This window comes from Streptomyces rugosispiralis, from assembly GCF_024505145.1.
Taxonomy (GTDB): domain Bacteria; phylum Actinomycetota; class Actinomycetes; order Streptomycetales; family Streptomycetaceae; genus Streptomyces; species Streptomyces rugosispiralis.
This window is the reverse complement of sequence record NZ_JANIAA010000018.1, coordinates 145,327-157,526: the sequence shown is the minus strand read 5'-3', so window position 1 is coordinate 157,526 and position 12,200 is coordinate 145,327. Positions and strand designations below refer to the sequence as shown.

The window sequence follows — 12,200 nt, the reverse complement described above, 5'->3', positions numbered from 1 at the left end:
CCTGGTTTTCCGGCGTCATGGCACCAGAACTCGTTCGTCCCTCGACGCGCGCTTCAGGTAGAACAGACGGCTACCCCCCTCACCCGGGGCTCAGGGCGCGTGTGCGACGCGCCCGGCGTTCGTACCCACACCCATGCGGTGGTCATCCGCTGAATGGGACGACGCGGTGCCCGCCCGCTCCGAACCTGGGGCGGATACCCTCGACAGAAAAACGACAAAGGGGTCAAACAGTGGCAGCGGAGATGGTCAATCCTCGCAGCGACAGCACAAGCGACAGCGGCGAAGGAGCCGAAGGCGTGACCGATGGTGAGCCCTTCGATCCGGCGTTCGCCCTGCACCGCGGCGGCAAGATGGCCGTCCAGGCGACCGTGCCCGTGCGGAACCGGGACGATCTGTCCCTCGCGTACACACCGGGCGTGGCCAAGGTGTGCAGCGCGATCGCCGAGCAGCCCGAGCTCGTCCATGACTACACCTGGAAGTCCCAGGTCGTCGCCGTGGTGACGGACGGCAGCGCGGTGCTGGGGCTCGGTGACATCGGTCCGGAGGCGTCCCTTCCGGTGATGGAGGGCAAGGCGATCCTCTTCAAGCAGTTCGGCGGTGTGGACGCGGTGCCGATCGCGCTCGACTGCCGGGACGTGGACGAGATCGTGGAGACCGTCGCCCGGTTCGCGCCCTCGTTCGGCGGCGTCAATCTGGAGGACATCTCCGCGCCCCGCTGCTTCGAGATCGAGCGAAAGCTCCAGGAGCGGGTCGACATCCCGATCTTCCACGACGACCAGCACGGCACGGCGGTGGTCACCCTCGCCGCGCTGCGCAACGCGGCCAAGCTGACGAACCGTGCGCTGGGTCAGCTGCGCGCCGTCATCTCCGGGGCGGGCGCCGCCGGTGTGGCCATCGCCCGGATCCTCACCGAGGCGGGCATCGGCGATGTGGCGGTGTGCGACCGCAAGGGCGTCGTCTCGCCGGACCGCGAGGACCTCACCGACGTCAAGCGCGAGCTGGCCGGCTTCACCAACAAGGCCGGGCTCACCGGGTCCCTGGAGGCCGCGCTGGACGGCGCCGACGTCTTCATCGGCGTCAGCGGCGGCACGGTGCCGCAGGACGCGGTGGCCAAGATGGCGCCGGACGCCTTCATCTTCGCGATGGCCAACCCCAACCCGGAGATCCACCCGGACGTCGCCCACCGGTACGCGTCCGTGGTCGCCACCGGGCGCAGCGACTTCCCGAACCAGATCAACAACGTCCTCGCCTTTCCCGGCATCTTCGCGGGCGCCCTCCAGGTCCGGGCCTCCCGGATCACCGAGGGCATGAAGCTCGCGGCCGCCGAGGCGCTGGCCGCCGTGGTGGCCGACGAGCTGAGCGCGGACAAGGTGATCCCCTCGCCGTTCGACGAGCGGGTCGCCCCCGCCGTGACCGCGGCCGTCGCCGCGGCCGCCCGCGCGGAGGGCGTCGCCCGCCGCTGACGCCACGCCCGCCGGGGCCCGGGTGACGTTCACAGGTTCACGGATCCGGGTGCCGCGTTACGGGCCGGGTGCCTTTACGGGCCAGGTGCCGCTACGGGCCGGGTGCCTTTACGGGCCAGGTGCCTTTACGGGCCGGGTGCCTTTACGGGCCGGGCCGTCCCTCGGCCGGAGGGGCGGCCCGGCCCGTGCGCTGTCCGGCCCGGCGGGCGAGCGGGGTCACACCGCGGTGCGGTTCCGCGGGGTCGCCCCGCGGCCTATGGTCGGGATCATGTTCGCTGCCTATGCCGCACGTATCGACCGTGACCAGCCGCTGAGCGGCCTCGAACTGGGGGAGCGCCCCGAGCCGGTGGCCCGGCCCGGCTGGACCACCGTGAACGTCAGGGCCGCCTCGCTCAACCACCACGACCTGTGGTCGCTGCGCGGGGTGGGCCTCGGCGAGGAGTCGCTCCCGATGATCCTCGGCTGTGACGCGGCCGGGATCGACGAGGACGGCAACGAGGTCGTCCTCCACTCCGTCATCGGCCAGAGCGGACACGGCGTCGGCCCGAAGGAGCCCCGCTCCATCCTCACCGAGCGGTACCAGGGCACCTTCGCCGAGAAGGTGACCGTCCCGAGCTGGAATGTGCTGCCCAAGCCCGAGGAGCTCTCCTTCGAGGAGGCCGCCTGTCTGCCGACGGCCTGGCTGACCGCGTACCGCATGCTGTTCACCAACGCGGGGGTGCGCCCCGGCGACAGCGTCCTGGTCCAGGGCGCCGGCGGCGGTGTGGCCACCGCCGCGATCGTGCTGGGCGCGGCCGCCGGGCTGCGGGTGCTGGCCACCAGCCGCGACGAGGCCAAGCGGGCCCGCGCCGTCGAACTGGGCGCCGAGGGCGCGTACGAGCCGGGGGAGCGGCTGCCGCGCCGGGTGGACGCCGTGATCGAGACGGTGGGCGCCGCGACCTGGTCGCATTCGGTGAAGTCCCTCAAGCCCGGCGGCACGCTGGTGATTTCGGGCGCCACCAGCGGCCCCAACCCGAAGGCCGCCGAGCTCAACCGGATCTTCTTCCTGGAGCTGAAGGTCGTCGGCTCCACGATGGGCGGGAAGGACGAGCTGGAGGACCTGCTGAGCTTCTGCGCCGCGCGCGGGGTACGGCCCGTGATCGATTCGGTGCTGCCGCTGGACCGGGCCCGCGAGGGGTTCGAGAAGATGGCGGGCGGCGATCTCTTCGGCAAGGTCGTACTCACGGTCTGAATATCGCGGTGGCATATCCCCGGCCGTTGTGCGGGTCCCCGGCCGTTGTGCGGGCCGGGGATTCCCGGACTAATACGCGGCGGCCGACTCGCCCTCGCGGGTGAATTCCCGGAATTCCGTTACGACGCCGACGGCCGTACGAAGCTCCGCCGGAAGCGATAGGAGCGGGACGAGGCACCCACCCGGGCGGGGAAGTCGCGCACCCGGTCCCAGGCGGACGAGCCGCCGTCGCGCGGCCCGCCGGCCGCCAGCGCCGCCTCGTACGCCGCCTCGTCGGTCCAGCGGGCGTAGTTGAGCACCCGGGCGCGGTCGGTGGACAGATGGCGCTCGCCGTCGGCGATCAGGTGGAAGTCGGCGGAGAGCAGGCCCGGGTCGGGCTCGTTCTCCAGGGCCTCGATGACCAGGTCCACCCAGGACCGGCGGACCTGGGGATCGGGATCGTTGAAGTCGATCTCGACCACGACGAACAGCCCGGGGTCCGCCGTTTCGCCTTGCGCGGCGCGGAAGCCGCGGTAATGGCGGTAGTACGCGAGGCCGAGCCGCTTGATGCCGGGGACCGCGCCGTCGATGGCGTCGTTGCGCTGCTGGCGCTGGGTCCGGAAGAAGGCGTGGTACGCGGCCTCGTCGGCCCACTGGGAGTGGTGCAGCAGCGTATCGCCGTCCGTACCCGCGTAGAGGTTGTAGGAGAGCAGCTCGGGCGCCGGCCAGGGGCGGCTGTCCCACTCGGCGGCGATCGCGTCGACCGTGGCCCGCTGCCGTTCCGGTGTGCCGACGCTCCAGGTACTGAACAGCGCGGCGCCCACATCGGGCCGGGTGAGGTCGGGCAGCGGTCCGGAGCTGGTCGGGGTGGCCATGGCGGTCTCCTCGCGGTTGGGGACGTCGGAAAGCCGAGCGAGCCGGGGGAGAGGGGATCGGGGCCGGAGGGGCGCGCTCCCCCGTGGTGCGCCCCTCCGACCCCGATCCTGAGACTTCAACCGCGATTCAAGTCAAGCGGCAGCGGCGCGGAGTCGCATACGGATGCTTTCCCCTCCCCGCTCCTTCCCGTTACCAGGGGCTTCGCCCCTGGACCCTGGGGCCCAGCGGCGGAGCCCCACACGCGGCGGAGCCTCACACGCGGCGGAGCCTCACACGCGGCGGAGCCGCATATCGATAGGTGTCGGGAAGGGGCGGGGCGGGGAGGGGAGCAGCCCGCTGCAGGCGTCACCCCACCCCCCGCACAGCCCTAGGCCCGGTGGTCCCCCCGCAGCAGCGCCGTGATCCGCGCCGCGGCCGCCCCCAGGTGATGGCGGGCCTCGGACAGCTGGGCGTCCGTCACCCCGTGGTCGCGGGCCGCGTCGCGGACGTCGTCCCGGAACCGGTCGAGCAGCCGCTCCAGATCGCGGGCGGGGGCGCCGGAGGGGGTGAAGTCCCTGGCCCACTCGGGCTCCCGCACCCCGGCCGTGCCGCTCGCGGTCCGGCCGCCACCGTCCCCACCGGTCGGCTTCTCCTCCGCACCGCCGTCCTTGGCGGTCGGCTTCTCCTCCCCGCCGCCCCCCTCCGGCTTCGTCATGTCCACCCGCTCGACCGTGACATCCGGCCCGGACGCCTCGTCGTCCCAGCCCCAGCCCCAGTCCGAGCGCGAGGTGCCCGGCCGGGAGATCCGGCCCATACCGCGCGACACCTCGGCCAGCCCCTCGCGCACCGCCCGCTGCCAGTCGCCCGCCCGGATGTGCTCCTGCGTCTGCTCCTGGACCCGCCGGGCGATCCGCTGGACCTCCTCGCGCGCGAAGTCCTGCGCGTCCCTGGCCTGCTTACGGGCGCGCTGGGCGTCCTGCCGGGCCCGGCGGCTCTCCTCCTTGGCCCGGCGTGCCTGCTCCTTCCACTCCTCCTTCGCGCGCCGCATCTCCTCCTTCGCCTGCCGCCAGGTCTCCTTGTCGCCCCACGCCCCCTCCCACGGGGCCTGCTTGTCCTGGGCGCCGCCCGAGGCGCGGGCCTGCTGTGCCGCCTCCCGCATCTCCCGCCGCAGATCGCTCGCCGAGCCGCGGACGTCCTCCCGGATCTCGGCGGCGAGTTCGGCGACCGACTCGCGGATCTCCAGCTCCAGATCGGCCAGCTCACCGCTGCGGTCGGCCAGTTCGGCGCGCCCGGCGTCGGTGATGGAGTAGACCTTGCGGCCGCCCTCGGTGGTGTGGGTGACCAGCCCCTCGGCCTCCAGCTTGGCCAGCCGCGGATAGACGGTGCCGGCCGAGGGCGCGTACAGCCCCTGGAACCGCTCCTCCAGCAGACGGATGACCTCATAGCCGTGGCGCGGCGCCTCGTCGAGCAGCTTGAGCAGATACAGGCGCAGTCGGCCGTGGGCGAATACGGGGGGCATCAGAGGACCTTTCCCTGGGTGCCGTCGGTGGTGTCCGTGTCGTCCTCGGACGGCGGACGGCGCAGCAGCGCGATGGCGCCCGAGACGGTGGTGGCCTTGAGACTGCCATTGCCCGTGCCGAGCCGGCCGGTGATCCTCTTGGCGCCCCACTGGCCGGTGACCCGCAGATCGTCGAAGCCGTTGGAGACCGAGCCGCTGGCCGTGTTGGCCTCCACCTCGGCGTCGGTGGGGTGCGGCAGCCGGATGGCGATCTCGCCGGAGACGGTGGTGAGGCAGATGTCGGAGCACTTGGGGGCGGGCGCCAGGTCGAGCACCATGTCGCCACTGACCGACTCGGCCCGTACCGAGGGCCCGGAGCCCTCGATCACGGTGAGGTCGCCGGAGACGGAGTGGAACCGCAGATCGCCCGTGACGGCCTGGGCCTCGACCCGGCCGGATACGGTGTCGGCCTGGACCGGGCCGGTCAGCCCGAGCAGGGTGAAGTCGCCGGAGACACCGTGCAGTTCGGCACGGCCGGACAGCCCGGAGACCACGGCGGAGCCCCCGACGACGCCGACGGTGGCGCTGGTGCCGACGGGCACGGTGAGGGTGACATGGGCGGTGCGGGTGTAATGCCCGAGCCACTTGCGGAAGCCCTTCCGGGGGAGGTCGTCATAGCCGACGCTCAGGGTGCCGTCGATGTGGGTGACCTTCAGCGGCGGGCCGTCGATCTCCGAGACCTCGAGGCGGGCGGGGCCGGGTGCGGCGCCGACCACATTGACCGTGCCGCCCGCGATCTGGACGTCCAGCGCGGACACCGGGTCGTCGAGGGTGAGCTTCTGTGGTGCGTTGATCGACCACTGTGATCGGGCTGACATCCCCTGGCCTCCCCTGGTTGGACGTGCGACGCGTCCACTGGACGCAACATATCGTGTCTCTCGCTCAACACGATATATCGCGGTCGTGCGGAGTCAAGCCCGGTCCGGCCCTGGCCCGACCCTGATCCGGCCCTGGCCCGGCCCCGATCCGCCCCTGGCCCGGCCCCGAGCCGGCCCCGACCCGTTCCCCAGTCCGCCCCGGCCCGGCCTCGCATCCGTGCACAATCGCACGAGGTGGTGGAAGGTGCATGGCGCAGCCATCGTTTCTCTGTGGGCTGAATCGCACTTTTTGAAGAAACTCCTCCGGCCTGATAATTTCCGCTAGAGTTTCGCTGGAGTCCTGGTAGAGCGTCATGGAGACATATGTTCGGGACTGTTACCTTCGTGGCCTCAGAATCGGGAAGGAAGAGGGGCCGTGGGGGGAATGACGTCACAATCCTTGAATGCCTCGGTACCAGAGGAAGAAGCGGAACCGAACTCGGTCGCCCGGCTGTTGTTGCGGGCGGCGCGCGAGCATGCCCATTCGGGAGTGCGCTATCTGGTCGGGCCCACCGCGAGTGAATCCGTGCGGCAGCCCTATCCGGAGCTTTTGGAATCGGCGCTCGGGCTTCTCTCCGCACTCCGCGACCGGGGGTTGCGGCCACAGGACAAGGTGGCCCTGCTGCTGGACCGCCAGCCGGAGTTCCTGACGGTCTTCTGGGCCTGTCTGCTGGGTGGTTTCGTGCCCTGCCCGATGGTGCCGATCTCCGGCGACCCGGCCCGCTGGGCGGCCCAACTCACCCACGTCAACCAGCTGTTGGACGGCCCGCTGCTGGTGACCACCGAGGCGACGCGGGCCGAGCTGCCCGAGGTACCCGGGCTCGCGGTGGCCGTCGTGGAGGAGCTGCGGGCGGCCGACGACGCCTCCGGCGCCGAGCCCGGACAGCCGCCCGCCGTGCACGCCGCGGCCCCGGACGACCTCGCCCTGCTGGTGCTGACCTCCGGCTCCACCGGGAATTCCAAAGCGGTCATGCTGACCCATGGAAATATCCTGGCGTCGATGGCCGGAAAGGCGGGAAAGCAGCGGCTCACGGCCGCCGACACCACCTTCAACTGGATTTCCTACGACCATGTTGCCGCGCTCCTCGAAGCGCATATGCTGCCGCTTTACGTGGGCGCCGAGCAATTGCATGCGGAAGCCGCGGTCATTCTCGAGGAGCCGCTGCGGTTCCTCCGGATCATATCCCGCCACAAGGTCACGATGACCTTTACGCCGAATTTCCTCCTCGGTCCACTCAATTCCTCCGTCCATGAGATAGAGGAGGAGATATCGGCGGGTGGCGAAGGGCTCGATCTCAGCGCGCTGCGCCATATCGTCAGCGGCGGTGAGGCGAATGTCGTCGCGACCGGCGAGGCATTCCTGGCGCATTACGCCCCGTACGGACTGCGGGAGGCCGCGCTCTGGCCCGCCTTCGGCATGACCGAGACCTGCGCGGGCAGCATCTACAACCGCGCGTTCCCGGTCACCGACGTCGGCCAGGAGTTCGCCAACCTCGGCACCCCCGTCGAGGGGCTGCGGATCCGGGTCGCCGACGACGACCACCGGGCGCTGCCCGCGGGGGAGATCGGTGAGCTGCAGCTCAGCGGCCCGATGATCACCCCCGGCTACTACAACAACGACGAGGCCACCGAGGAAGCCTTCACTCCCGACGGCTGGTTCCGCAGCGGCGACCTGGGCCGGATCGACGAGGGCCGGCTGACCCTCGTCGGGCGCAGCAAGGACAGCGTCATCGTCAATGGCGTCAACTACTTCAGCCATGAGATAGAGGCAGCTCTGGAGCAGCTCGACGATGTCGCGGGCGGCTATGTCGCGGCGTTCCCGACCCGCCGCCCCGGCAGCGACACCGAGCAGCTCGTCATCGCCGTCAGCCCCGAGCCGGCGGACGACGACGAGGCCGGGCTGCACCGCATGATCACCGCGGTGCGCTCCACCGTCGTGATCCACTGGGGCTTCCGGCCCTCCCTCATCCTGCCGCTGCCCAAGGACGCGTTCCCCAAGACCAGCCTCGGCAAGACGCTGCGCCGCCGGATGCGCCGGCGCCTGGAGTCCGGCGGATACGACGACGTCATCGAGCGGGTCGCGGAGCTGACCACCCGCCGGCTCGGCGGCCACACCCCGCCCGAGGGCGAGACCGAGCGGATCCTCGCCGAGATCTACGCCGAGATGTTCGACACCACCGCGGAGCGGATCAGCGCCACCGCCAGCTTCTTCGACCTGGGCGGCACCTCGCTGGACATCCTGCGGCTGCGGCGCCAGGTCCACCGGCGCCTGGGGGTCGGGGATCTGGAGGTCATCACGGTGCTCACGGCACCGTCGGTACGGCAGCTCGCCGCCCGCCTCGACGGCGGCGGGGCGCCCGGCTCCGCGGTGTACGACCCGGTCGTACCGCTCCAGACCGGCGGCGAGAAGACCCCGCTGTTCTGTGTCCACCCCGGGGTCGGTGAGGTCCTGGTCTTCGTCAACCTCGCCAAGTACTTCGTCGGCGACCGGCCGTTCCACGCGCTGCGCGCCCGCGGCTTCAACGAGGGCGAGAAGCCCTTCACCAGCTTCGAGGAGATGGTGGAGTGCTATGTGGAGGCCATCCGCGCCCGCCAGCCGCACGGCCCCTACGCCGTCGCCGGGTACTCCTACGGCGGCGCCGTGGCCTTCGAGATCGCCAAGGCGCTCGAGGCCCAGGGCGAGCGGGTCGACTTCGTCGGCAGCTTCAACCTTCCGCCGCACATCAAGTACCGGATGGACGAGCTCGACTTCATCGAGACCGCGACCAACCTCGCCTTCTTCCTCGACCTGATCAACAAGAAGCAGTCGCTCGACCTCCCGGCCGAACTGCGCCCGCTGTCCCAGCAGGAGCAGCTCGCGCATCTGCTGCGGATCGCCCCGTCGGCCCGGCTGGACGAACTCGACCTGGACCTGGACAAGTTCACCGCCTGGGCGGAGCTGGCCCATGGCCTGACCACCCTGGGCCACGACTACCATCCCAGCGGCACCACCCGTTCCATGACGGTCTTCTACGCGATCCCGCTGCGCGGCACCAAGGAGGACTGGCTGGCGAACGAGCTGCGCCGGTGGGACGACTACACCACCGAGCCCAACCGGTATCTGGACGTACCCGGTGAGCACTACACACTGATGGGCCCGCGGCATGTCGCGGCCTTCCAGGCGGTTCTGCGCAGGGAACTCGACCGTGCGCTGGAGGACGCCGACCGGGCCCGGACCGCGGGCCAGTCATAGGCCCATGAGGGCAAGTCATAGGCCCATGAGGGCCAGCCAGGCAGGAGACCCCGACAGGGCCAGGCAGGATACCCCGACAGGGCCAGGCACAGGACCCGACAGGGCCAGGCACAAGGAGAAGAGCAGGGTGGAAGGCAAGAAGATCCTGGTCACCGGCGGCACCGGGCAGGTCGCCCGGCCGGTGGCCGAGGCGCTGGCCGGGCGCAACGAGGTGTGGTGCCTGGGCCGGTTCGGCACCCCCGGTGTCGAGAAGGAGCTGAACGACCAGGGGATCACCACATTCCACTGGGACATGAACGACCCGCGCGAGGCGGCGTACGAGGGGCTGCCGGACGACTTCACCCATGTCTTCCACTCGGCGGTGCGCCGCGGTGAGGACGGCGATGTCAACGCGGCCATTGAGGTCAACTCGGTGGCCACCGGCCGGCTGATGTCCCACTGCCGGACGGCGGAGGCGTTCCTCTTCGTCTCCACCGGGGCGCTCTACAAGCGGCAGACCCTCGACCACGCGTACACCGAGGACGACCCCGTGGACGGAGTGGCCGACTGGCTGCCCGCCTACCCGGTGGGCAAGATCGCGGCGGAGGGCGCGGTACGGGCGTTCGCCCAGGTGCTGAACCTGCCGACGACCATCGCCCGGCTCAACATCGCCTACGGTCCCGGCGGCTACGGCGGGGTGCCGATGCTGTACTTCAAGCGGATGCTCGCGGGCGAGCCGATACCGGTGCCCATGGAGGGCCAGAACTGGTGCTCGCTCCTCCACACCGACGATCTCATCGCCCACGTCCCCCATCTGTGGCGGGCGGCGTCGACCCCGGCCACGCTGGTCAACTGGGGTGGGGACGAGGCGGTCGGGATGACCGACTGCGTGCGCCATCTGGAGGAGCTCACCGGGGTCACCGCCCGGCTCGTCCCGAGCGAGGTCACCCGGGAGACGTACCACTTCGACCCCACGAAGCGGCGGGAGCTCACCGGCCCCTGCCGGGTGCCGTGGCGCGAGGGCGTACGGCGTACGCTGCAGGCGCTCCACCCCGAGCACCTTTCGTCTTAACGCGGCACACCGCCGTCTGAGGAGTGGCGACCACCATGGCATCACCGAACATCGAGGCCATCCGCGCCTCCTACGCGGGCTTCCGCGACCGTGACATCGAGGGGATCCTCTCGGGCATGCACCCCGATGTGGAGTGGGTGCATCCGGAGGGGATGGCCAAGTACGGGCTCGGCGGCACCAAGCTGGGCCATGCGGGGATCAAGGAGTTCCTCGCCCATGTGCCGACCGTGCTGGGCGGGATGAAGCTCGCGCCGAAGGAGTTCATCGAACAGGGCGACCGGGTCGTGGTCTTCGGCACCCGCGAGGTGACCTCGCGGAGCGGCAGGACCGTGACGCTGGACTTCGTCCACTCGTGGACGATGCGGGACGGCCGGGCGACGAGGATGGAGGACATCTTCGACACGGTCGCGTTCCACGAACTGATCGAGAGCTGATCCGGAGCTGACCGGAACCGGCAAGCCCGTACAGCCGTCCGCTCCCGCGCCGAGAAGGCACGGGAGCGGACGGCTGTCGGCCATCAGACCGTACGGAAGACCTCTTCGTACTCCAGGCGCGGCAGCCGCCCCATCCAGGCGTCCGGACCCGGCTTGCCGATGTTGACCACGCAGACCGCCGCGTGCCGCCCGTCCTCGAAGAACTCCTTGGAGACGGCCGCGTGATCGAAGCCGATCATGGGCCCGGCGGCGAGTCCCGCGGCGCGCACGCCCAGGATGAAGTAGCCCACCTGGAGCGCGGTGTTGAACCGCGCCGAGCCCTCCCGGGCCTCCGGGTCGGCGAACATCGCCTGCGGGTTCTCCATGAACGGCACCAGCCGCGGCAGCTCCTCATGGAAGTCCAGGTCCGCGGCGAGCACCGCCACCAGCGGGGCCTTGGCGGTCTTCTCCTGGTTCCGCCCCGTCATCAGCGTCACCAGCCGGGCACGCGCCTCCTCCGAGCGGACCAGCGCCACCCGCAGCGGCTGCTGGTTCAGCGAGGTGGGGGCGTACTTGACCAGTTCGTGGATCGCGCGGACCTGCTCGTCCGTCACCGGCTCGTCGGTGAAGGTGTTGGCCGTGCGGGCCTCCAGGAACAGCTGCCGCTGCGCCTCCGCCGCCAGGGTGAGGGGGCCCAGGGCCGCGCTGCTCTCCGGTGCGCTCATGGAGCTCTCCTTGTGAAGCGATGGTGAAACAACGTGATCCGCCGATGAATTAATTGGACTAGACGGGCTAGTCCACTGCGGTAAACGAAGGCTAGACTCACAAGTCCATCGAGGGCAAGACCGGCTTGGAGCGAGGAGGTTGGGCCGTTGCGGACGGACAGCGGTCCCCGGCGCGGCGCGGTGGGACGGCCCGTGGGCCCCCAGCCCGCCAAGCGGCAGGCGATATTGGAGGCGGCGGTGGCCGTCTTCCTGCGCGAGGGGTACGACCGGACGAGCGTGGACGTCATCGCGGACGAGGCCCGCGTCTCCAAGCAGACCGTCTACAACCACTTCGGCGACAAGGAGCGGCTGTTCATCGCCGCCGTCGAGGAGGAGCGGGAGCGGGTGGCGGCCGGTTTCGCCGCCGGTTCGCCGTACGCCGTCGAGCCGGACGGCGCCGGGACCCCCGAGACGTACGACCGCGGCGACGCCCGCACCGCGCTGCTCGCCTTCGGCCACCGGGTGCTCGCCGTACTGCTCGACGCACGGGCCTCCGCGCTGCGCCGCCTGGTCATCGCCGAGGTCGCCCGCCACCCCTCGCTGCGCCCCGCGTGCGCGGAGGGCGAGCCCCAGCAGCTCGTGAAGTACCTCGCCGAGATGCTCGGCCGGCGCACCGGCAGCGGCGAGCTGAGCGTGCCCGATCCGGCCGTCGCCGCCCGCCAGTTCGTGGCCCTGATCATTCAACAGGGGCTCTACCAGTCGATGTACGGCACCCGCCCGCTCGCCGAGGACGAGGCCGCGGCCGTCTGCGAGAGCGCCACCGACCTGCTCGTCCGGGCGTACCGCCCATGAAGCCC

The 12,200-nt window shown here is 70.9% G+C and carries 10 protein-coding genes; 6 read left to right on the top strand and 4 right to left on the bottom strand.

The genetic code is table 11. The features are described 5' to 3' along the window. Positions 1-230 precede the first annotated feature (230 nt). Entirely contained in the window at positions 231-1,463 is a 1,233-nt protein-coding gene (locus tag NP777_RS25425; RefSeq protein WP_256652508.1) for an NAD(P)-dependent malic enzyme, read from the top strand. Positions 1,464-1,731: 268 nt separating this feature from the next. Further along, positions 1,732-2,694 carry a zinc-binding dehydrogenase gene (locus tag NP777_RS25420; protein WP_256652507.1) on the top strand — a complete coding sequence of 321 codons (963 nt, stop codon included), beginning with the start codon at positions 1,732-1,734 and terminating at the stop codon, positions 2,692-2,694. A gap of 119 nt (positions 2,695-2,813) precedes the next feature. Here NP777_RS25420 and NP777_RS25415 read toward each other — a convergent pair whose 3' ends face one another. From NP777_RS25415 to NP777_RS25405, 3 genes are all read right to left on the bottom strand, one after another. After that, entirely contained in the window at positions 2,814-3,548 is a 735-nt protein-coding gene (locus NP777_RS25415) for an antibiotic biosynthesis monooxygenase (protein ID WP_256652506.1), read from the bottom strand. Positions 3,549-3,916: 368 nt separating this feature from the next. Next, entirely contained in the window at positions 3,917-5,047 is a 1,131-nt protein-coding gene (locus NP777_RS25410) for a PadR family transcriptional regulator (protein ID WP_256652505.1), read from the bottom strand. Further along, positions 5,047-5,904, bottom strand: a complete 858-nt coding sequence (locus NP777_RS25405; RefSeq protein ID WP_256652504.1) for a DUF4097 family beta strand repeat-containing protein — start codon at positions 5,902-5,904, stop codon at positions 5,047-5,049. Before NP777_RS25405 ends, NP777_RS25410 begins: the two co-directional genes overlap by 1 nt. Positions 5,905-6,328: 424 nt before the next feature. On the opposite strand from NP777_RS25405, the gene NP777_RS25400 reads away from it, so the two are divergent. From NP777_RS25400 to NP777_RS25390, 3 genes are all read left to right on the top strand, one after another. Beyond that, the gene (locus NP777_RS25400; protein ID WP_256652503.1) at positions 6,329-9,175 is read left to right on the top strand and encodes a non-ribosomal peptide synthetase; all 2,847 of its coding nucleotides are present in this window, start codon (positions 6,329-6,331) and stop codon (positions 9,173-9,175) included. Positions 9,176-9,302: 127 nt separating this feature from the next. Continuing rightward, entirely contained in the window at positions 9,303-10,226 is a 924-nt protein-coding gene (locus tag NP777_RS25395; protein WP_256652502.1) for an NAD-dependent epimerase/dehydratase family protein, read from the top strand. 35 nt (positions 10,227-10,261) lie between these two features. After that, a complete protein-coding gene (locus tag NP777_RS25390; RefSeq protein WP_256652501.1) occupies positions 10,262-10,660 on the top strand; it encodes a nuclear transport factor 2 family protein in 399 nt (132 codons plus the stop codon). Between the two features lie 83 nt (positions 10,661-10,743). Here NP777_RS25390 and NP777_RS25385 read toward each other — a convergent pair whose 3' ends face one another. Continuing rightward, positions 10,744-11,364: a malonic semialdehyde reductase gene (locus tag NP777_RS25385; protein WP_256652500.1), complete on the bottom strand. Its 621-nt coding sequence runs from the start codon at positions 11,362-11,364 to the stop codon at positions 10,744-10,746. Positions 11,365-11,511: 147 nt separating this feature from the next. Here NP777_RS25385 and NP777_RS25380 point away from each other — a divergent pair, with 147 nt between their 5' ends. Further along, on the top strand, positions 11,512-12,195 hold the full coding sequence (locus NP777_RS25380; protein ID WP_256652499.1) for a TetR/AcrR family transcriptional regulator: 684 nt from the start codon (positions 11,512-11,514) through the stop codon (positions 12,193-12,195). Positions 12,196-12,200 lie beyond the last annotated feature (5 nt).

What these genes read in the sequence shown, in the direction of transcription:
- NP777_RS25390 (WP_256652501.1), top strand. Translation starts at nt 10,262, where the DNA reads ATGGCATCACCGAACATCGAGGCCATCCGCGCCTCCTACGCGGGCTTC.
- NP777_RS25385 (WP_256652500.1), bottom strand. Translation starts at nt 11,364, where the DNA reads ATGAGCGCACCGGAGAGCAGCGCGGCCCTGGGCCCCCTCACCCTGGCG.
- NP777_RS25400 (WP_256652503.1), top strand. Translation starts at nt 6,329, where the DNA reads ATGACGTCACAATCCTTGAATGCCTCGGTACCAGAGGAAGAAGCGGAA.
- NP777_RS25420 (WP_256652507.1), top strand. Translation starts at nt 1,732, where the DNA reads ATGTTCGCTGCCTATGCCGCACGTATCGACCGTGACCAGCCGCTGAGC.
- NP777_RS25415 (WP_256652506.1), bottom strand. Translation starts at nt 3,548, where the DNA reads ATGGCCACCCCGACCAGCTCCGGACCGCTGCCCGACCTCACCCGGCCC.
- NP777_RS25410 (WP_256652505.1), bottom strand. Translation starts at nt 5,047, where the DNA reads ATGCCCCCCGTATTCGCCCACGGCCGACTGCGCCTGTATCTGCTCAAG.
- NP777_RS25405 (WP_256652504.1), bottom strand. Translation starts at nt 5,904, where the DNA reads ATGTCAGCCCGATCACAGTGGTCGATCAACGCACCACAGAAGCTCACC.